Origin of the sequence: Thiomicrospira sp. S5, assembly GCF_003991075.1 — a bacterium.
In the GTDB taxonomy this organism is placed as follows: Bacteria; Pseudomonadota; Gammaproteobacteria; order Thiomicrospirales; family Thiomicrospiraceae; genus Hydrogenovibrio; species Hydrogenovibrio thermophilus.
The window spans coordinates 2703587-2724064 of the sequence record NZ_CP014470.1 but is presented as its reverse complement, the minus strand read 5'-3'; the positions used below and the strand labels follow the sequence as shown (position 1 = coordinate 2724064).

Below are 20478 nucleotides of genomic sequence, written 5' to 3'. Positions count from 1 at the left end.
AGGTACACGACACCATGGCATCACACGACGCAACACTGAAAAAAATCGGACTCCTGATTATCGGAGACGAAGTGTTGTCCGGCAAACGGCAAGATAAGCATCTGGTGCAGGCCAACAGCCTATTGCGCCCGAGAGGCTTGGCGATTTCCTGGGTGCGGATTTTAGGGGATGAGCCGCGATTTCTGACCGAAACCTTAAAGGAAACCTTTGCCGGTGGTGACATCGTATTTTCGTTCGGCGGAATTGGCGCGACACCGGATGATCGCACCCGTCAGTCGGCCGCCAAAGCGTTGGGGGTTCCGATCGAACGCCACCCGGATGCGGTTCGGGAAATTGAAGCCCAATTCGGAGAAGAGGCTTATCCGCAGCGTATTCACATGGGCGAATACCCGCAAGGCGCCAGCATTATTCCGAACGCTTATAACCGGGTGCCGGGCTTTTCGATTCAAGACCACCACTTTATGCCGGGGTTCCCGATGATGGCGAAGCCCATGATGGAATGGGTGCTGAACACCTATTATGCCGAGATGACATTCGAACCAAAAGTCGAGAAGACCATCCGTTTGATGGACGGTCAGGAATCGGAATGGATTACCTTTATGGAAGATTTCGAGGCGCGTTTTCCCGATTTGCGCCTGTTCAGCCTGCCGAGTATTTCGTCCAGCGGGGAGCGCACCATTGAGTTGGGTGTGGAAGGCTTTGAAGCGCAGGCCGAAGCCGGGTTGCGCGTTTTGATTGCCGAAGCGGAAAAACGTCGCGCGACGTTTGAGGTCCTTTGAAACCGCGTACCACCGATGTGCTGGTGCTGGGCGCCGGCGCAGCCGGTTTGATGTGCGCGGCCACCGCCGGTTATCGTGGCCGCCGGGTCGAGGTGCTGGATCATGCGCCGAAAGCGGCCGCCAAAATTCGCATTTCCGGCGGCGGAAAATGCAACTTCACCAATCTGACGGTTCGTCCGGACCATTATCTGTGCGGGAACCCGCATTTCGTTAAAAGTGCTTTGGCGCGTTATCAACCGCAGGATTTCATCGACTTGGTCGACCGCCATGGCTTGGTGTATGAAACGCGCGAGCTGGGCAAATTATTCTGCCAGAATCGCGCGGGGGATTTGATTCAAATCCTGCGCACTGAGTGCGATTGGGCTGGTGTCGAATTTCAACTGAATACGCGAGTCGAAAAAGTCGAAGCCTTGGAGGAGTCGTATCAACCATTGCGGTTTCGTGTTGTCACCAATCATGAAGTCATCGAGTGTGAGTCGCTGGTGGTGGCGACGGGTGGCTTGTCGTTTCCGAAGTTGAAAGCCAGTGGGTTCGGTTATCGCTTGGCGGAACAATTCGGTTTGGCGGTGACCGAAAAACGCCCAGGCCTGGTGCCTTTGGTGTTTGACGGCAAGCTGCGTGATTTTTGTGCCGCAATGGCCGGGGTGTCACTGGATGTGACCATCCGTAATCAAGACGGCACGCAATCCTTTTCAGAAGCGTTATTGTTTACCCATCAAGGCATCAGCGGCCCGGGTGTTTTGCAGATTTCCAATTACTGGCGGCCGGGCGAAGCGATTCGGGTGGACTTGTTGCCCGGTACGGATGTCGCCGAGGCCTTGTTGCAATTGAAACGTGACAATGCCGGGCTGAAAAAGTGGTTGAACGGTTTCTGGTCCAAGAAATTCACCCAGGCCTGGTTGGAAAAATACCCTTTGCCCGAACCGCTGGCGGAACTGCCCGACGAACGCTTGCGGCAGTATGCCGAACAACTCACCGCTTGGACGCTTTACCCGTCGGACACCGCCGGTTACGATAAGGCGGAAGTCACACTGGGCGGCATCGACACAAATGCAATTTCCTCGAAAACGCTGGAGGTCAAAACCACGCCGGGGCTGTATTTTATCGGAGAGGTGCTGGACGTGACCGGTCAGCTGGGTGGATATAATTTTCAGTGGGCTTGGGCGTCCGGCTTCGCCGCCGGGCAATCGGCTTGACCAAGAGAAGGGCTCAATGCCGTATAATAGCGTTATTCAGAAACCCAAACGAGAGCGAACAACCGTTTTATGAACCTACTTAATCTACCTGAAGACACGCGTGCGCCTTTTTCCAAAACCGTTCAGACGTTGATTCAAAAGCATAAAATCGACCCGAACGAAATTTTTATGAATGTGCTGGAAAGTGAAGAAGCGCCGGAAATGAACTACTGGATGATGAAGGTGTTGATTCAGGAGCATTTCGTGTCGCCGCAACAGGAAGTGGCCAAGGACGCAGCGGGCGAAACCGTCAAACCCTTGCAAGCGGCGTGTTTGTTGAATAATGTCGGCGCGCTGGCGGCGTTGTTGGAAGCCAACGCCTTTCAGGGCGGCGTGACCGACCGTGAATTTCAATTGGCGGCGCGGATTGCCTCCCGTCAGGAAGATCAAGGCGCGCTGGGCGTGATTATGAAATACGCGCAGGAGGTCGGTCATTTGGAAACCTTTATGCGTGAATTGCAGGATGCGCCCATTCAATAAACTTGAATAAGCCAGTCAGTTAAGTTTACTCTTTGCCTGTGGCGTACAAAGCCTTATAGTTAGAGCATACTCCCCAATTTAATGTTCAATTTAACTTAAGGTGAAGCACAATGACGTTACGTTTACCCTTCCTGTTTATTTCCGCCACTTTGATCGCCACCGGTGCGCAGGCGTTTGAAGACATTCCCCATCAACAAAACAACGCTTATGTTTGGGATTCCTACGGCAATATCGTCCGTGATCGAGACGGTAATTGCGTGAGAACCATCCATTGGAAAGAAGACACTGTACCTTGCGGCGGCGAACCGAAAGCCGTGGTCAATGCCGAAGCGCCGATGCCGAAAAAAGCCGAACCGGTCGCCGAGTCCGCTAAAGCGGTTGAAGAACCGGTTGTCGAAGAAGTGGCCGCTGCGGTTGCCGTGGTGGAAGTCGCCAAGCCGGCCGATTTCAACGGCTTTTTCAAAACCGACAGTTTTGACCTGACCGACGAAGCCAAATCCAAGCTGGATGGTTATGCCGAATATTTGCAAGCCAACCCGGACACGACTTTGCAAATTCGTGGTTTTACCGACAGCCATGGTTCCGCGGCCTATAACCAGAAGTTATCGCAAAAGCGTGCGGATTCCGTTAAAAACTATCTGGAAAGCAAAGATGTGGATGCAAAACGCATGGAATCGATTGGCGAGGGTGAAAAATATCCAGTGGCCGATAACGCTACGTCCGCTGGACGCGCCAAAAACCGCCGTGTCGAGTTGACGGTCACCGAATAATTCGCGAACGATCTTCCTTTTTAAGCGGCGAAAGCCGCTTTTTTTGGGTGTTAATAATAGCTAATTACTATTGTTTTATTAAAAACAATTAATTTTACTTAATTAAAGAATCTTTCTACAATAAGAACCGTATTCAAAAGGAATTCATTTTTTAAGCTGTTGTAGTGCGATAAGATAAGAACTGCAATCACTAAACCAAGGAGAAAAAGATGTCTCAAGCTATGGAAAATCGTGAAGGAAAGACGGTCCCAAGTGTGGTCTGGCCAACGCGTCAGAATAACGAATGGGTAAACATTAACAGTGATGATATTTTCAAAGGTCGTACGGTTGTCGTCTTCTCGCTTCCGGGCGCCTTTACCCCAACATGTTCTTCAACTCACTTGCCTCGCTACAACGAGCTTGCACCGGTATTCTTTGAAAACGGTGTCGACGAAATCGTTTGTCTGTCCGTCAACGATACCTTCGTTATGAATGAATGGGCGAAGGACCAAGAGTCTAACAACGTGACCTTGATTCCGGACGGGAACGGTGAGTTCACCGAAGGCATGGGCATGTTGGTCGATAAAAACGACCTTGGTTTCGGTAAACGTTCATGGCGTTATTCCATGTTGGTGAAAGACGGTGTCGTTGAGAAAATGTTCATCGAGCCGAATGTACCGGGCGACCCATTTGAAGTCTCCGATGCCGATACCATGCTGAACTACATCAACCCGAACGCACAAGCGGCGAAAGTGGCGACGATTTTCACCAAGCCGGGCTGTCCTTTCTGTGCCAAAGCGAAAGCGGCAATGGAAGATGCCGGCATCGAGTATGAAGAAATCGGTATTTCCAATCACGGTGTGACGTCGCGTACGCTTCGTGCGGTGGCGAATGCGGATACGGTTCCGCAAATCTTCATCGAAGGTGAATACATCGGTGGTTCCGATGACCTTGAAACCTATTTGGCCAAATAATCCAAACAGGTAGATGGATGCAAAAAACCACCAGGCCTGGTGGTTTTTGCCTTTTAAGGCCCGGAAAGCCTTATAACAGAATTATAAGAATGCCTATTTATGGATTCGAATAGATAGACATTTTTTCAGGAAGAGGAAAACGCAAAATGCAATATGATTACGATTTGATCGCCATCGGTGGCGGTAGCGGCGGCTTGTCTGTCGTGGAGCGCGCCGTCGAGTACGGTAAGAAGTGTGCCGTGGTGGAAGCCAAAAAAATGGGCGGAACCTGTGTGAACATCGGGTGCGTGCCTAAGAAAGTAATGTGGTTTGGTGCTCATATTGCAGAAGCGCTCCGTGACGCGCCGGATTTCGGGTTCCACGTGGAACGCAAAGGGTTCGACTGGGCGGAATTGGTGAAACGTCGTGAAAACTACATTTCCAATATCACCACCTGGTACGGCGGTTACATGAAGGATTTGGGCATTGACGTCCTGGAAGGTTGGGGTAGCTTTGTCGATGCGCACACTGTGTCGGTGGACGGAAAACTTGTTACCGCCGAAACCATTGTGATTGCGCCGGGTGGCACCCCGCTGATTCCGAATGAAACCGAAAACGCCGAATTGGGCATTACGTCGGACGGCTTTTTCGCCCTGCAGGAGCAGCCGAAAAAAGTGGCGGTCATCGGCAGCGGTTACATCGCCGTGGAAATTGCCGGGGTCTTGCAGGCGCTGGGCACCGACACCACCTTAATCAGCCGTAAGGATTTGGTGTTGCGCGGTTTTGACGATATGGTGCGTGAAACCTTGACCGATGCGATGATTGAAAGCGGTATTCATAAGGAATACCACTTCAAGGTCAAGAAGTTGATCAAAGCCGACGACGGGACCTTGATTGTCGAATCGGAAGATGGCCAGCACTTGGAAGGCTTTGACGAAGTCATCTGGGCCGTCGGGCGTCAGACCTTGACCGAGCCGTTGGCGTTGGACAAGGTCGGTTTGGAAGTCAATGGCCGTGGGTTTATCGACGTCAACGACTATCACCAGACCAATGTGCCGAATATCTACGCCATCGGTGATGTGACCGGTCAGGCGCAGTTGACGCCGGTCGCCATCCGCGCCGGACGTTATTTGGCGGAACGGTTGTATAACAATCAGCCGGAATTGAAAATGGATTTGTCCAAAGTCCCGACGGTGGTGTTTTCGCATCCGCCGGTCGGAACGATTGGGCTGGCCGAACATGATGCACGCCGTGAATACGGTCACGACAATGTTCAGGTCTATTCATCGGTGTTTACACCGATGCGTTATGCCTTTACCGGTCATCAGATCAAAACAGCCTTGAAGTTGGTTTGTGTCGGTGAAGAGCAGAAAGTGGTCGGCATTCACATCGTCGGTGACGGCGCGGATGAAATGCTGCAAGGATTCGCGGTGGCCGTGCAAATGGGCGCGACCAAAGCGGATTTGGATGCGACCATCGCCATTCACCCGAGTTCCTCGGAAGAATTGGTGACCATGCGTCCAATGATTTTGAAGTAGTTTCCCCTTAAGTTACGTTTTGGGCATGCCTTAGAGCATGCCTTTTTTATGCCCGTCTTTCAGGTTCCTTCTCTGAGCCTTGAAATCGCTATTGCGTCTGCCCGTCGGTTTCCGGTAAGCTAAAACGATTCTCTTGATTCTTTGAGGCCTGTTATGTCGACGTCTTCACCTGCCTGGGAAAGCCATTGCCCGGTCATTCAACACACCACTCATCCGCATGACTTCGGTCAGGGGCAATTGCAACGGGCTGAAAAACGTGCCTGGAGTGTGGCCTTTTTAACCTTGGTGGTGATGGTGGCGGAAGTCGTGGCCGGTTTGCTGACCGGGTCCATGGCGCTGTTGGCGGACGGCATTCACATGGGCGGGCACGCGATAGCATTGGGTCTGGCCGCCGGCGCCTATTTTCTGGCGCGGCGCTATGCGCAAGACCGGCGATTGAGTTTCGGCAGCGGCAAAATTAAAGACTTGGCAGCCTACACCAGTGCCTTACTGCTGGGGGTATCGTCGATTTGGTTGGTGGTGGAATCGGTGCATCGACTGTTGGCGCCGGAACCGCTTTATGCGTTTGAAGCCATGGTGGTTGCGATCATCGGTTTGGTGGTCAATGTGGCGTCGATTTTCATCTTGTCAGGGGCGCATGAGCATCATCACGATCATGGGCATGGTCACGAACACCACCATCACCCTGAAGCCGATAATAATATCAAAGCGGCATTATTTCATGTCATGGCCGATGCGGTCACTTCGGTGGCGGCCATCGCCGGTTTGGCGGCGGCTTGGTTGTGGGGCTGGCAGTGGCTGGACCCGGCCATTGCCTTGCTGGCCGCGGTGTTGATTGTGCGTTGGTCGTGGGGCTTGCTGAAAAATACCGGCGCGATTCTGTTGGATGCCGAAGCACCGACGGAATTGCGGGAGCGTATCCGTCAGCGTTTGGAATCCCTGCCGGAAACCAAAGTGCTGGATCTGCACCTGTGGTCGGTCGGGCAGGGTTCCTGGACGCTGGTCGCATCAGTGGTCAGCCATCATGATGCCTCGCCCAATCAGTACAAAGCCGCTTTGGCCGATATGGACGGCTTGCATCATCCGATTATCGAAGTGCATCTATGTCATTGCTGTGAAGAAAGCCAGGCCTGACGGTGTCGCACTTGAGTGCGCTTATGACGGCGGAGCTTCGTCCGGTGAGATGCGCTGCAGCGTGCCGAGGTTGGTCACCGCCGTATCCGGCCCGGTGAGTGTATAGTGCATGGTCATGCCTTTGGCCATGCCTTCCAGGTAAGTGACGAGCACGGTTTTATCGCGGACTTCGTAACGCACTTTTTCCACGATGCCGTTGGCTTCGGTTTCACTGTCCCGAAAGGTGATGACCATGTCGGCATGACCGGTCAGTTGCCAGGTGCCGGCCAAGGGGCCGGGGTTGGAGTGAGACGTGCAGGCGATGAGGCTGAAGACGAATAAGCTCAGGATCAAACCGATGAAAGTCGTACGCATGGGAATGCCTCCATAAACGGTTGCGGTCATACTAATACACCGGCACCAACGAATAGCCTTGCGCTTGCCAGCCCATTACCGATAGAAACCCGGAGCGCACCGGTACGATGCCCGGGAGCAAAGTCTCGTTGTCCACATTGAAATAGGCCGTCGCGGTCGAGCAGGCTTCCATCTTCACGCCGATGTCTTTCAAGCGGGCAATCTGATCGGCAATGCCTTTCAGGGTGTCGCCGTATTCCATTTCAATGTTGTCGGCCGGTTCGGTGGTAATGAACTGCACCGCCGATGAAATAAAGATAATTCGAAGGTGCGGTTTCACCTTCTCTTTTAGCAGATTGTTGTAATTGGATTCAATCCCTTTTAAGTAAGATAGCATGACATTTGGATTAGCTTTACGCACATCGTACAGGGTGTAAATCTCGGAAATGCCTTTCAAAGCGGCTTGATTGTTGAGGTTAGCGTCTCCGGCTTGGGCCGACAGTGAATGAAAACTCAACAAACTCAATACTGAACCGATCAACAATGTTTTAAGGGTTTGAGAGGGGGAAGACATGACTTTTCTCCTATGAAACAGGTTTGTTCAAAACCATTTCATTGTAGTCATGGCGTGTAGCCATAATGCGAAAGAATCGTGCAATCAGTGTTTGCTAATTCGATTTTCGACCAGGCCTGGCAAAAAAGGGGAATAAAGAAAGCCTCACCCCAAACGGGTTGATTTGGAGTGAGGGGACACGATTTAGAACTTGTAGTCCAGTGTGGCACCAATGGTGCGAGGTGGTAATACATTCTGCGTGATGCCGTTATTATCGGTCACAGCATATTCATCCGTTAAGTTGTTCACATAAGCCCGGATAGTCGCTTTTTTCCAACGATAATTGGCATAGAGGTTTACAAAGGTGTAATCACCGACGATATTGGTGTCGTCGGCCGCTCCCGCTTCATTATCCAAATCATCGTAGAACTGACCGACGTGTTGACCGTTGATGCCTGCGCTGAAGCGTTCAGTAAAGTCGTGATTCACCCCAATGTTGAAGGTGTTGTTGGCGGCGAATGGTAACTCATTGCCTTCCCAGCTCGGGTTGGCATCGAATTGATCGACACGGGTATTCAATAAACCGGCGTTGGCGTAGACTTCCGTTTGCGGCGTTACTAAAGCACGCGCTTCGATTTCCAGGCCGTAAGTGGTGGCTTTATCCACATTGGCAATTCCAGCCCCGGTTGTGCCGTCTCCGAAAGTAACGCCTGAACTGGCATAGGCCTGATAATCAGTATAGTCATTATAGAAAATGTTCATGTTCAAAGAAGCGCGTTGGTTGAAAAATTGGTTTTTGGAACTCATTTCAACCGCCGTGACGTATTCCGGATCATATTCGTAAGCCGTTTGGTTTGAGGTTGGGGTTCGGTTATTACGGTCCCACCCAAGACCGCCCGGGGTATAACCTTGGCGCACATCAAGGCCGAGAACGTGATCGGCATTGAAGGTATAGCGCATACCGACTTTTGGTAATAGGTACGTTTTGTCCAAATCATTGTCATCTAGCCCGGTGTAGTTGCCGAGCCACTTCGCATCTCGGGTTTGGGATTCATTTTCAATCCGCCCGCCGAAAATTACATCGAATTTTTCCGTCAATGCATATTCACCTTCCCCGAACAGCGATAACGTTTGGGTTTCGGTTTTGCCCTTGAAAAGGTCGCTTTTATAATCATCGGTGTTGTCTTCGACATAATAAATATGAATGTCCTGGTCGTCTTTGATGGCTGACGCACCAATCATCCCGCTCAGTTTACTGGCGCCCGGCAGGAAGTTCACGCGTCCTTCCAGGTTGATACTGCTTTGATCCCAGTCGTCCATTTTGAAGGAGCGGCTTTCCTGATTGTGATAGTAACCGCTTTTGAATTGGGTGTAGGAAGCGATAAACGTGGTTTCAGTATGGGCATCGATTTCATAATTGATGTTGGTGATAAAAGTATCCATGGTGGTATCGCCGATACGGTGGTTGACGGCGTAATTTCCGGAATCATCATCCATCGGCGCTTCATAGTTTTTGTCGCCGCTGATGACCGAGTCGATATAAGGGCCTTTTTGGGCTTGATGCTGAATGTCGAATCGGGCCGAAAAGCGATCGTTGTCTTCAGGCTGCCACAGTAATTTGGCTTTGATGTCCTGATGCTCGACGTCGTTTGGGTTTTCGTTGTAATCAAGGTTCGGATTATTGTCGATGTACTTGATGAAGCTTTCGCCTTTAATCAAACTGGCACTCAAACGGTAAGCCAAATCGCTGTTAAGTGGCCCGGAAACCATGCCCGCGGCTTGGTATAGGTTGCGTCCATTCGCTTGTTGCATGCCGACCCGGACAGCGGCTTCGTCTTCAAAAGTCGGGTCTTTGGTTTTGATGACAATGGCACCACCGATGGCGGCACGCCCTTGAGTTGTCGATTGCGGGCCGCGCAGCACCTCGATTTGCTCCAGGTCCCAGATACTGTTGTCGAGCACATTCCCGCCGGTCCAGATTTGTCCGACGCCATCGATGACGGTGCTGGTACGTGGACGAGTGGCGCCGACCCAGCTATATGAGGATTTCCCCCCACCATTACCGTCCACACCCCGAATATTGGCGATCCCGCCATAACCGCCGACGGTGACGTTCGGCACCTCTTGAACCATGTCCAGCACGGTCTTTTTGTTTTCTTCTTCAATTTGCGCGTCGGTGAAGATGGTGGTGCCGGTGATGGTCTGCATCTCGGTTCGCTCCATTTTTTCACCCTGTACGGTAATGGCTTGAAGCTGGGTCGTTTCCGCGAAAGAAGGGGTTGAGTACAGTAGGGCGGCCGGCAAGCTGGCCAATGCTAATCGCTGTGCGAAAATCAGTGGTTTCAAGGTCAGCTTGGGAAGGGTGCTTTCGCTCATAATTAAAGGTCTCCAAAGTCGGTTTTTGGCCCGGAAAGGGGCAATGTGTTTTCATTGATTTTTTGTGAGAAACGATATGTTAATGATAATCATTGTTGAATACAAGTAAAATTATATTGGATATTGATTATTGTTTATATAAAATAGTCGGCACGATTTTGACGTGTCTGAAAAGGCGGTTTTTGCACCGACCTTTCAACCGATTTTGAAATGGACAAGACAGGATGACCGAATTGATACCTTTCGCGATGGGGCTGGCCGGAGTTGGCTGCACGTTGTTTTATTTAGCCTCGAAAAACCAAACACTTTTATCTCGCTCGTTGCCATCTTTTCCGGGCAAGCTGGCGGGCGCATTATGTTTGGTTCTCAGTTTGTGGTTGTTCGGTTCAAGCATGCAGCCGGCCGCAGGCGTATTCGTATTCAGTACCTGGGTGATGGTCTTATTGACTTTATTGCCGGTATTAGGTGGCTTTGTCGGTCTTAAAAGGAGTGGGCATGATGGTTGAAACACGACCTTTTCAAAATGATTGGATAGCTAAAACCTTAGCTGGCGTCTTGTTGGGCTTTACGCTCGGTGTCGGCATTAGCGGACTTTTCATGGCTTTTTCAGGAGACATTTTGGCCAGTGTGAAGGTGCAGCTTGCTATGTGGATTGTCACGCCCGTTTGGTTAGTGGTTATCAGTGCGAGTTATGCTTTTCGAAACGGTTGGCAAGCCTGGTTATGGTTAGGCCTGGTCAATTTTCTGGTATTCGGTCTCTTCTTTGGGCTGCACCTGCTTTAATTTTTGAAATAGGAAATTTGTATGCGAACAGAGGTTCTTCGTTCTTATAAGACGCTTCATACCTGGACGGGAATCGTGTCGGGGTTGGCGTTGTTCATCGCTTTTTATGCTGGTGCTTTGACCATGTTCAAAGACCCTATTTCCCGTTGGGCTTCCGCGCCGGAAGCCAGCCCTAAAACGATACTGTTATCGCAAGCGAATCCGTTGATTGCTCAGACGTTGGAAAATCATCCTCAAGCCAAACGGGATATACGTCTGTATTTAAGTGAAACCGAACCTGGCAAAGGTGAATTACGCTTTCAACAACCGGATCCAGATGCAGATGAACACAATCATCTGGCGTATCATCATTATGTGGTGGCCCGCAATGAAGCAGGCCAGGCGCAGGTGCAGGAAGCCTACCCGACTCAACTGGCGGAATTTATCGACACACTGCATCGCGTGGTCGGGTTGCCTTTCGATACCGATGCCAATCGTTGGTTCATGGGCGTTGTGGCCTTGATTTACAGCGTGGCATTGGTGTCGGGGTTGATTATTTTTCTTCCAAATCTGGTCAAAAGCTTTTTTGCATTACGGCTGGACCGCAAACCACGACGAAAATGGTTGGATGCGCATAATGTGGTCGGGATTACCAGCTTGCCATTTCATTTGGTGATTGTCTTCACGTCGGTGGTATTCGCTTATCACGATGGTATTTACGGCGTCCAGAATGAGGTGATTCACGAAGGCAAACTTCGAGAGGCTTTTCAAGCGGGCCGGCCAACACCGGCCACCGGTCAATCCACCGACCCTAACCAGATGTTGAGTCCGAGCGAGTTGGTGGCTCGGGCACAAGCGCTTTCACCGACATTCAAGCCGGAGTCCTTGCAATATGTCGGAGTCAACAGTCCGAGAGCGGTGGTCCGGGTCTGGGGGTATGACGAGACGGCGGTTTCCCCCCGAGCGATGGGTGGTTTCGCGCCGATGAACCCATATACGGGAGAGGTATTGGCGATGGAATATTTCCCAGGGCGACAAGCTGCGGCCTCAACGACTTTGAGTAGCTTTTTCGCTTTGCACTTTGGCGCTTATGGCGGAACGCCTGTGCAATGGATTTATTTTTTCTTGGGGCTAGCCGGCGCTTGGTTATTTTATAGCGGGAATTTGCTGTGGTTGGAAAATCGGCGCAAAGTACAACGTAAACAGGAACCGGTGCCAACGCAACGGCGCGATGTGGTTTGGCTTGCCGCCATTACGGTTGGGGTTTGCCTGGGTGCGATGTCCGGCATTTCCGCGATGATGGTCGCCGGAAAATGGCTGCAGGGGCAGGTAGCGGATTTGACGACCTGGTACCAATGGGTGTATTACGCAGTTTTTTTTGCAAACATTGCTTGGGCCTTTGGGCGTGGAGCGGCCAAGGCTTCGGTTGATTTGCTTCGGCTGGCGGCCGTGACCACGTTTGCGATTCCGTTGACGACGCTGGTGGCATGGCTGTGGCCATCGCTTGGTATTTGGGCCGATATTCACGCCGATACTTTGAGTGTGGATGCGGTGGCGTTGCTGGGAGCCGTTTGCTTCTGGTGGATGGCGCGAATAACCGCTAAACGGGTTTATGGCGGAGAGCCGGACAGTGTTTGGTCCGTCAAGCAAAAGGCGGAATCGAAAAATTACCAGGCCTGGTCAAAATTGTAAATCGGCGATGCTGTTGAGGGTGTGGGCGTTTTCGGGTAAGAGGGCTTCATCGCTGGGTTTGTATTTCCCGGTGCGCACCAGGCTGGCTTGCAGGTCGGCGTCAATCGCGCCTTGTACGTCGCCGATGACGTCGTCGCCAATCATCAAACATTCTGCCGGCTGAAATCCGGTGGAGGCCACCACCTGTTCGAAAAAGGCCCGATTTGGTTTGCCCATAATAATGGCTTCGACGCCGCTGGCCCATTCCAGCGCATGAATGAACACGCCGGCATCGAGTTTGAACCCTTCGGCATCCTTGTAATATTTGTTCTTGCCGATGCCGATTAACGGAAAACCGGCTTCCACCAAGTTAAAGGCTTGGTTGAGGGTGTGATAATTCAAGCCGTCTTGGGCATCGCCCAACAGTACGCAATTGGGGTCGGTTTGGTCGATGTCGGTGAATTCAGTTTTCAGATTCGGGTGAATCAGGCAATAAGGCCGCAGTTGCTGCTGTTGAATATACGCTTTGGCGGCTCTTGGCGCGGTGAACAATTCCGATGGCGAAAAGTCGAACCCGAGAGTGTGCAGCTGTTGCAGAATCATGTCCGACGATTGACTGGCGGTATTGGTGACGAAACGCAGAGTGTAACCTTGTTCGCGCGCGCGGCGGATGGCGTCGACGGCGCCCGGAATGGCTTGGGTGCCGATGTACAGCACGCCGCTGAGGTCGAACAGAATGGCTTTGAGTGCGGGCGAAAATCGAGCGGTCATAGACACCTCCGGTTGGATGGTTTCTCCAAGTTTTTATGGTACCAAAGTGTCCACTATAAAAAAGTTTTTTACTGCTATTTCAAAGCATTGTCATGATTTTTTCTTGAAAAAAATGTCATTTTCATTAACCTGTTAAAATTGTTCCGATTCTTTTTTAATACGATTGTTTACGTAATTCAAGGCATTTCTCAAAGGCGAGAGCACCGATAAGGTATCCATTGGTTGATAAGCCGTTTTGGCTTTCATAGGAGGCAAGCATGCGTCACTCGACTGTCTTGGCCGACAAGGAAGTTCGTGCTGGTACTTTGGTTTCCGGCCGCTTAGGAAAAGCGGCGGATTTTCTCGAATCTCAACTGGCGAAAGCCGGTCTCACCGTGAACGGTTCCAACCCCTGGGATCCGCAAATCCATAATGCCCAAACCTACTGGCGGGTGTTGCGCGACGGCACGCTCGGGGCCGGGGAAAGTTACATGGATCACTGGTGGGACTGCGAGCAACTGGACGAAATGATTACCCGCGCCATGACCGCCAAACTGGACGAATCCTTGACCGGGCGCTGGGTGTTCATCAAACATTGGTTGATGGCGCGTTTGACGAATATGCAATCGGAAAAGCGCGCCTATCAAGTTGGCGAGCAGCATTATGACGTCGGCAATGACCTCTACGAAGCCATGCTGGACCCGACGATGGCCTATTCCTGCGGTTATTGGAAAAACGCCGACAGCCTGCATCAGGCCCAAGAAGCCAAGTTGGATTTGATTTGTCAGAAACTGGAGTTGCAATCCAATGAAACGGTGCTCGACATCGGGTGCGGTTGGGGCAGTTTCGCCGAATTGGCGGCGCGCAAATATGGGGTGCACGTCACCGGATTGACCATTTCGCGTGAACAGCAACAGCTGGCCGAACAACGCTGCAAAGACTTGCCGGTGCAAATCGAACTCAAAGACTACCGTAAGATGGAAGGCACGTTCGATAAGCTGGTGTCCATCGGCATGTTCGAACACGTCGGGCAGAAGAATTATGACACCTACATGCGCACCGCTTACGATCTGATGAAAGACGACGGGATTTTCGTACTGCACACCATCGGCAGCGACAAGTCGTTTTACGTCACCAATCCGTGGATTCACAAATACATTTTCCCGAACGGTTCCATTCCGTCGTTGGCGCAAATCAATAAGGCGGCGGAGCCTTATTTTGTGGTGGAAGACGTGCACAATTTCGGGCCGGATTACGACCGCACCTTGATGGCGTGGCAACGCAATTTCGACCAGGCCTGGCCGGATTTGCAAGACCGTTACGACAGCCGTTTTTATCGGATGTGGAATTATTACCTGAAAATTTCCGCCGGGGCTTTCCGAAGCCGTTCCTTACAGCTTTATCAAGTGGTGCTGCGTAAACGTCTGACGCCGCTGGATCCCTATCACAGCAAACGCTGAAGAAGGTTGGAGCCTAATCGGTCTCAAACATGACGGATGTCGATTGGCTCTCGGCGCTTTGCCGTGGATGAGTCATGGTAATGGAAATAAAGGGCCTCGGACCGGCGGAGCCAGTCGGTTAGATGCCGTTTGGCGTTGCCGACGGCCTCTTCCAATGTTTGGCCTTGCGACAGCCCGGTGGCGATGGCGGATGAAAATACGCAGCCGGTACCGTGGGTGTGGGTGGTGGCCACGCGCGGGCTGGAAAAGTGTTTGGGTTTCGATTCGGGGTTAAGACCGCGGTTGGGTTGAATCAGAATATCAGTTGCCATGTCGGTGTCGTTGCTGTGGCCTCCTTTGAGGACGGCGGCTTGAACCCCCATCTCACACAACGCCTTTTCGATTTCAACCAGATCGTCTACCGGCGTTTCCGGCGCACGGTTCAACAGGTGATTCAACTCCGGTAAATTGGGGGTGATGACGTCGGCCAGCGGAAACAGCTTTTCCACCAAGGTACTGACGGCGTCAGCCGCCAGCAATGGGTGGCCGCTGGAGCTGACCAGTACCGTATCCAGCACCACTGCGTTAGGTGGATGGCGTTGCAACGTTGCGGCCACTACCTCAATCAATTCCGCATTGGCGAGCATGCCGATTTTGACGGCGTCGATTTGCACATCCTCGAACAAAGCCCGCAATTGGTGATGTAACGTCTCCGCCGATAAGGCTTCCACCTGCTGTACGCCCAGTGAATTTTGTGCCGTGATTGCGGTAATGGCACTGAAACCGTAACCGCCCAAGGCGTGGATGGTTTTCAGATCGGCTTGAATGCCGGCACCGCCGTAAGGGTCGGAACCCGCAATGGTCAAAACGGTTGGTGTGGTGGGGCGCATACAGGTTTATTCCTTATCGAAAGGTTGTCTCGTCATTGGGCCTTTTAGACCAGGCCTGGTAGTTTTCGGCAAACCGGGTTTGCAGGGTGTTGAGGTGCTCGGCGCAGCCAGCTTGATGCAATTGTAACCCTTGAATCATCGCCACGCCATTCGCACCTGCCTGCACCACGGGCCCGAGTTGTTCCAACCCAATGCCACCGATGGCGACCACCGGCATTGGCAGCGAACGGCTCCAATGGGTTAGATTGTCCAGCCCGACCGCCGGATAGTCGAGTTGTTTGCTTTGGGTGCCGAAAATCGGGCCGATGGCGAGATACGACGGTTGCAACGGCAAGGCGGTTTCGATTTCCGACGGATTATGGGTGCTGACGCCAAGCCGTAAACCGGCTTGAAACAGGGATTGAGCATCGGCGGTGTGCAAATCTTCTTGGCCGAGATGCACGCCGTAAGCGCCCAGTTCGATAGCGATTTGCCAGTAATCGTTAATGAACAGACGGGCATTGTAGGTTTCCGCCAAGCGTACGGTGGCGGCGAGTTCTTGGCCCAACGCCTCGCCCTGCAAATCCTTAATACGAATTTGCAGAGTGGTGATGCCGTTTTGGAACAGCAAAGCGGCGTCTTCGGCGCGGCTGACCAACGGATAAAGCCCCAGCGGTTGTTCGGGCGTTTGGCAAGAAGGAAACTGCATTTTGACCAGGCCTGCTTTCATTAAGATGACACTAGAACGACACTAGAACGACACTAGGTCGGAGAGTTTTCTTGATGCCAGAAAGGCGTGCCGACCACCGGAGTGGACGGCGCCGCCAAGTTGCGTTCCGGCATGGTGCCGGCCTGGCGGCCGTAAAAACCGGCTTCCACCGCCGCTTTAAACGCGCGGGCCATCTTTTCCGGTTGCGGCGACAGCGCCACGGCGGAATTGAGTAAAACACCGTCGTAACCCATTTCCAGCGCCTGAACCGCATGGGACGGTTTGCCGATACCGGCATCCACAATCAGGTTCAACTCCGGAAAGCGTTCCCGCAGTATGCTCAGGTTGTAAGGGTTCATCAGCCCTTTGCCCGAGCCGATGGGCGAGCCCCACGGCATGAGAATCCGGCAACCGGCATCGACCAGTTTTTGCGCCAGCACCAAATCGTCGGTGGTGTAAGGGAAGACCTCGAAACCGTCCTTGACCAGCGCTTCCGCGGCTTTGACCAGTTCGAAAGGGTCGGGTTGCAGTGTGTATTGGTCGCCGATGACTTCCAGTTTCACCCAGTGGGTCTGAAAGACTTCGCGGGCCATTTGCGCGGTGGTAATCGCTTCTTTGGCGGAGTGACAACCGGCGGTATTCGGCAAGACCTTGACGTTCAGGTCTTGAATTCGCTGCCAGAAATCCTGACCGGCCGCATCGCCCGCCGCCTGACGGCGCAGGGAAACCGTGACGATTTCCGAACCGGAAGCGTGCACGGAGGCTTGCATTGCCTGAGGTGATGAATACAGGGCGGAGCCGATCAACAAGCGGCTGTTCAGGGTTTCGCCGCCGATGTGCCAAGTCATGTCGTTTTGCGTGGAAGGGGTGTGTGTTGAAGTTGTTTGTGCCGGCATATCAACCTCCTTGCATCGGCGCGACGATTTCAATGCGGTCGCCGTCTTGTAAAGCCGTCTCGCGGTACTGGCCGCGCGGAACGAAGGTTTCGTTGACCGCCACGGCAAATTGGTTCGGCTGGTAGCCGAGTTGTTCCAGTAACGCTTGCAAATTCGGCAGAGTGTCGAAAGCCTGCGGTTGATCGTTAATCAAAAGAGTCATAGTCGTTTCCTATTCTGTGCGTTTTGGCCGTCGGAATCATTAAGCCGCATCGGCGGTGGCAAAACCGCTTTCCATCAATGCCTGTTCCACCACCGCGGGCGTCAGGAGATAACCGTGACGATACAGGCCGTTGATTCGAGTGACTTGTGGTTCATGACGAATCGACGGTAGGTTATCGTCCAATGCCGGGCGGCAGTTGGTCAGGCTGTTGACGATGCGCGCTTCGCCGAAACCGGGGTGCAAGCTGTAGGCCGCCGACAGCAGTTCCAGACTGGAACGTACCGACATGGGGCTCATGTCCTCGCTTTCGATTTCGGTGGCGCCGATGACGTAACGGTGCGGCGTATCGGCGGACGGGCGCGGTACGATGTAAATGCGGTAACGCGGGTGCATTAAGCGCACCGGTCGGGTCAGCTTGACATCGGGGGCGTCCAACCAGAAGACTTCGCCGCGTACGCCGCGCAAGTCGGTGACCTCTTTTTTGGCACCGAGCCCTCGGGTGTCGAATGCCCAATCGAATGTGAAGGGATTCGAACCGACGTGAATGCATCCGTCTTTCAGGTCAGTGACTTCGGCGTGGGTGTGCCAAATGACCTCCGGGTGTTCGCGCAGATAGCTTCGGCTTCGATCCATAAAGCGTTGGGCATTGACCTGGCCTTCGCTCGGCAGAAAAAAGCCACGCGAATGATGGCTTAAATCCGGTTCCAGTCGCTGAAGGGCATTTGGGTCCAGTGCTTGAATCGATTCGGCCGAATCGGGCGATTTGGCTTTGGCGCGCAACTGCGCCATAAACCGTTCCAATTCCGCCATGTCCGCCGGGTGAGCGGTGATGACGCTACCGGCCTGTTGCAGGGCGTCGGGAATGCTGAGTTGCTCGAGCAGGCCTGGCCAGATTTGGATGGAACGCTGTCCGAGATCGAAAATATCCGATTCGGCGGTTTCCAGTTCCGCAAAGGGCGCCAACATGCCGGCGGCCACTCGTGCGGCGGCGTTTTCCGATTCATCGGAATCCTTTTCGAACAAGGTCACGCGGTGCCCTTGCGCCAACAGTTTCAGCGCCAGCACCCGGCCGACGAGGCCGGCCCCGGCGATGCCGAGGTGTTGCTTGGTGACGTGTTTCATGACGACCTCTGCTTAGCTGGATAAAGTGATGTCTTCGACATTCACATAGACTTCGCTGCCGTTGTCCTTGAAGGTTTGCGACATTTCCGCCATGCCTTGCTCCACCGCTTTTTGGTGAGACAGGCCTTGTTGTTCGGCGTAGTCTCGCACTTCCTGCGAGATTTTCATCGAGCAGAATTTCGGCCCGCACATGGAGCAGAAATGCGCCACTTTGGCGGAATCACGCGGCAGGGTTTCGTCGTGGAAGGCGCGTGCCTTTTCCGGGTCGAGTCCGAGGTTGAACTGGTCTTCCCAGCGGAATTCGAATCGGGCTTTGGAAAGGGCATCATCACGTGCACGCGCTCCGGGGTGCCCCTTGGCGACGTCGGCGGCGTGGGCGGCCAGTTTGTACGTGATGAGGCCTTCCTTGACGTCGTCGCGATTTGGCAAGCCCAGGTGCTCTTTCGGGGTGACGTAACACAGCATGGCGGTGCCGAACCAGCCGATCATGGCGGCGCCGATGCCGGACGTGATGTGGTCGTAACCCGGTGCAATGTCAGTGGTCAAAGGCCCCAGCGTGTAGAAAGGTGCTTCGTGGCAATATTCCAATTGCTTGTCCATGTTTTCCTTGATCATGTGCATCGGTACGTGGCCCGGGCCTTCGATAATGACCTGGACATCGTGTTTCCAGGCGATTTTCGTCAATTCGCCAAGAGTTTCGAGTTCCGCCAGTTGCGCTTCGTCGTTGGCATCCGCCAGTGAGCCAGGGCGCAAGCCGTCTCCCAGTGAGAAGGAAACGTCGTATTGCTTCATGACTTCGCAGATGTCTTCGAAATGGGTGTAAAGGAAGCTTTCCTGATGGTGTGCGATACACCATTTCGCCATAATCGAGCCGCCGCGGGAAACGATGCCGGTGACGCGTTTGGTGGTCATCGGTACGTAACGCAGCAAGACACCGGCGTGGATGGTGAAGTAGTCCACACCTTGTTCGGCCTGTTCGATGAGGGTGTCGCGGAAAATTTCCCAGGTCAGGTCTTCGGCGACGCCGTTGACCTTTTCCAGTGCCTGATAAATCGGTACCGTGCCGATGGGCACGGGTGAGTTGCGCAGAATCCAGTCGCGGGTGGTGTGGATGTTTTTGCCGGTGGACAGGTCCATAACGGTATCGGCGCCCCAGCGGGTGGACCAGACCATTTTTTCGACTTCTTCGGCAATCGACGAGGTGGTGGCGGAGTTGCCGATATTAGCGTTGACCTTCACCAGAAAGTTGCGCCCGATAATCATCGGTTCGGATTCCGGGTGGTTGATGTTGCACGGAATGACGGCGCGTCCGGCGGCGACTTCGTCGCGCACGAATTCCGGTGTGATGTCTTCCGGCAGATTGGCACCGAAATGTTCGCCTTTCAATCGGTGTTCGCGCTCGGCGTCGTTGAGGTAACGACGGGTGAGTTCACGGCGCTGATTTTCGCGGATGGCGATGAACTCCATTTCCGGCGTGATAATGCCTTGGCGGGCATAATGCAGTTGGGTCACGTTTTGTCCGGATTTGGCGCGCAACGGTTGACGCATCAAGCTGGAGGCGCCGGCAATGGCGGTTTCCATTTGGCTACGGTTGCTGTAACCGTTGTCCTTCGGGTCAATGATACGACCGTCATAGGCTTCCGTATCCTGGCGTGCTTCAATCCAAGGTTTGCGGATGGCGGGAATGCCTTGGGCGACGTCTATCTCGATGGTCGGGTCGGTATAAGGGCCGGAGGTATCGTACACGGTGACGGTCTCACCGTTGGTGAGTTGGATGGCACGCATCGGCACACGGATGTCCGGGTGGATGTCGCCGGGGATATAGGTTTTTTGGGAGGCCGGTAACGGCTCTCGGGTCAGAATGTCATTGGACGCCGGCAGGGCGTGTTTAAATGCAGTCATGTTTTCCTCGCTTTTGTTGCGTTCAA

At 53.1% G+C, this 20478-nt stretch carries 21 protein-coding genes; 11 read left to right on the top strand and 10 right to left on the bottom strand.

From position 1 onward, the window contains the following. Positions 1-14 precede the first annotated feature (14 nt). From AYJ59_RS12710 to dmeF, 7 genes are all read left to right on the top strand, one after another. On the top strand, positions 15-779 hold the full coding sequence (locus AYJ59_RS12710) for a competence/damage-inducible protein A (protein WP_127120312.1): 765 nt from the start codon (positions 15-17) through the stop codon (positions 777-779). Then, positions 776-1975 carry an NAD(P)/FAD-dependent oxidoreductase gene (locus tag AYJ59_RS12705; RefSeq protein WP_237260343.1) on the top strand — a complete coding sequence of 400 codons (1200 nt, stop codon included), beginning with the start codon at positions 776-778 and terminating at the stop codon, positions 1973-1975. Before AYJ59_RS12710 ends, AYJ59_RS12705 begins: the two co-directional genes overlap by 4 nt. A gap of 69 nt (positions 1976-2044) precedes the next feature. Continuing rightward, a complete protein-coding gene (locus AYJ59_RS12700; RefSeq protein ID WP_127120311.1) occupies positions 2045-2494 on the top strand; it encodes a hypothetical protein in 450 nt (149 codons plus the stop codon). Positions 2495-2604: 110 nt separating this feature from the next. Further along, positions 2605-3264 (top strand): OmpA family protein, encoded by a 660-nt coding sequence (locus tag AYJ59_RS12695; RefSeq protein WP_127120310.1) that lies wholly within the window; start codon positions 2605-2607, stop codon positions 3262-3264. A 209-nt stretch (positions 3265-3473) separates the two neighbouring features. Then, positions 3474-4217 carry a glutathione peroxidase gene (locus tag AYJ59_RS12690; RefSeq protein WP_029939405.1) on the top strand — a complete coding sequence of 248 codons (744 nt, stop codon included), beginning with the start codon at positions 3474-3476 and terminating at the stop codon, positions 4215-4217. A gap of 146 nt (positions 4218-4363) precedes the next feature. Continuing rightward, complete coding sequence (gorA, locus tag AYJ59_RS12685; RefSeq protein WP_127120309.1) at positions 4364-5734, top strand: glutathione-disulfide reductase; 1371 nt, start codon at positions 4364-4366, stop codon at positions 5732-5734. Between the two features lie 153 nt (positions 5735-5887). After that, the gene (dmeF, locus tag AYJ59_RS12680) at positions 5888-6868 is read left to right on the top strand and encodes a CDF family Co(II)/Ni(II) efflux transporter DmeF (protein WP_127120308.1); all 981 of its coding nucleotides are present in this window, start codon (positions 5888-5890) and stop codon (positions 6866-6868) included. A gap of 21 nt (positions 6869-6889) precedes the next feature. Here dmeF and AYJ59_RS13025 read toward each other — a convergent pair whose 3' ends face one another. The 3 genes from AYJ59_RS13025 to AYJ59_RS12665 all read right to left on the bottom strand — a co-directional run bounded on the left by AYJ59_RS13025 (position 6890) and on the right by AYJ59_RS12665 (position 10130). Then, on the bottom strand, positions 6890-7252 hold the full coding sequence (locus tag AYJ59_RS13025; protein ID WP_206197883.1) for a hypothetical protein: 363 nt from the start codon (positions 7250-7252) through the stop codon (positions 6890-6892). A gap of 1 nt (position 7253) precedes the next feature. After that, a complete protein-coding gene (locus AYJ59_RS12670; RefSeq protein WP_206197882.1) occupies positions 7254-7775 on the bottom strand; it encodes a DsrE family protein in 522 nt (173 codons plus the stop codon). A 183-nt stretch (positions 7776-7958) separates the two neighbouring features. Next, complete coding sequence (locus tag AYJ59_RS12665) at positions 7959-10130, bottom strand: TonB-dependent receptor (protein ID WP_127120307.1); 2172 nt, start codon at positions 10128-10130, stop codon at positions 7959-7961. Between the two features lie 224 nt (positions 10131-10354). On the opposite strand from AYJ59_RS12665, the gene AYJ59_RS12660 reads away from it, so the two are divergent. The 3 genes from AYJ59_RS12660 to AYJ59_RS12650 are packed head-to-tail and all read left to right on the top strand — an operon-like array spanning position 10355 to position 12584. Continuing rightward, on the top strand, positions 10355-10636 hold the full coding sequence (locus AYJ59_RS12660) for a hypothetical protein (protein ID WP_127120306.1): 282 nt from the start codon (positions 10355-10357) through the stop codon (positions 10634-10636). Then, positions 10626-10913: a hypothetical protein gene (locus tag AYJ59_RS12655; protein ID WP_127120305.1), complete on the top strand. Its 288-nt coding sequence runs from the start codon at positions 10626-10628 to the stop codon at positions 10911-10913. The genes AYJ59_RS12660 and AYJ59_RS12655 overlap by 11 nt, the downstream gene beginning before the upstream one ends. Before the next feature lie 21 nt (positions 10914-10934). After that, positions 10935-12584: a PepSY-associated TM helix domain-containing protein gene (locus AYJ59_RS12650; RefSeq protein ID WP_127120304.1), complete on the top strand. Its 1650-nt coding sequence runs from the start codon at positions 10935-10937 to the stop codon at positions 12582-12584. Here the strand turns inward: AYJ59_RS12650 and AYJ59_RS12645 are convergent. Continuing rightward, positions 12573-13334 (bottom strand): TIGR01458 family HAD-type hydrolase, encoded by a 762-nt coding sequence (locus AYJ59_RS12645; RefSeq protein WP_127120303.1) that lies wholly within the window; start codon positions 13332-13334, stop codon positions 12573-12575. The two genes, AYJ59_RS12650 and AYJ59_RS12645, sit on opposite strands and share 12 nt — an antisense overlap. A 257-nt stretch (positions 13335-13591) precedes the next feature. Here AYJ59_RS12645 and cfa point away from each other — a divergent pair, with 257 nt between their 5' ends. After that, positions 13592-14773, top strand: a complete 1182-nt coding sequence (gene cfa / locus AYJ59_RS12640; RefSeq protein WP_127120302.1) for a cyclopropane fatty acyl phospholipid synthase — start codon at positions 13592-13594, stop codon at positions 14771-14773. 23 nt (positions 14774-14796) lie between these two features. Here the strand turns inward: cfa and thiD are convergent, their stop codons facing one another. The 6 genes from thiD to thiC are packed head-to-tail and all read right to left on the bottom strand — an operon-like array spanning position 14797 to position 20452. Further along, positions 14797-15642, bottom strand: coding sequence for a bifunctional hydroxymethylpyrimidine kinase/phosphomethylpyrimidine kinase (gene thiD, locus AYJ59_RS12635; RefSeq protein ID WP_127120301.1), 846 nt, complete (start codon positions 15640-15642; stop codon positions 14797-14799). A gap of 13 nt (positions 15643-15655) precedes the next feature. Then, on the bottom strand, positions 15656-16330 hold the full coding sequence (thiE, locus tag AYJ59_RS12630) for a thiamine phosphate synthase (RefSeq protein WP_127120300.1): 675 nt from the start codon (positions 16328-16330) through the stop codon (positions 15656-15658). A gap of 53 nt (positions 16331-16383) precedes the next feature. Then, the gene (locus AYJ59_RS12625; protein ID WP_237260342.1) at positions 16384-17226 is read right to left on the bottom strand and encodes a thiazole synthase; all 843 of its coding nucleotides are present in this window, start codon (positions 17224-17226) and stop codon (positions 16384-16386) included. A 1-nt stretch (position 17227) separates the two neighbouring features. After that, the gene (gene thiS, locus AYJ59_RS12620; RefSeq protein ID WP_029939415.1) at positions 17228-17428 is read right to left on the bottom strand and encodes a sulfur carrier protein ThiS; all 201 of its coding nucleotides are present in this window, start codon (positions 17426-17428) and stop codon (positions 17228-17230) included. A gap of 39 nt (positions 17429-17467) precedes the next feature. Further along, the gene (locus tag AYJ59_RS12615; protein WP_127120299.1) at positions 17468-18550 is read right to left on the bottom strand and encodes an FAD-dependent oxidoreductase; all 1083 of its coding nucleotides are present in this window, start codon (positions 18548-18550) and stop codon (positions 17468-17470) included. A 12-nt stretch (positions 18551-18562) separates the two neighbouring features. Continuing rightward, entirely contained in the window at positions 18563-20452 is a 1890-nt protein-coding gene (gene thiC, locus AYJ59_RS12610; protein WP_164730778.1) for a phosphomethylpyrimidine synthase ThiC, read from the bottom strand. Positions 20453-20478 lie beyond the last annotated feature (26 nt).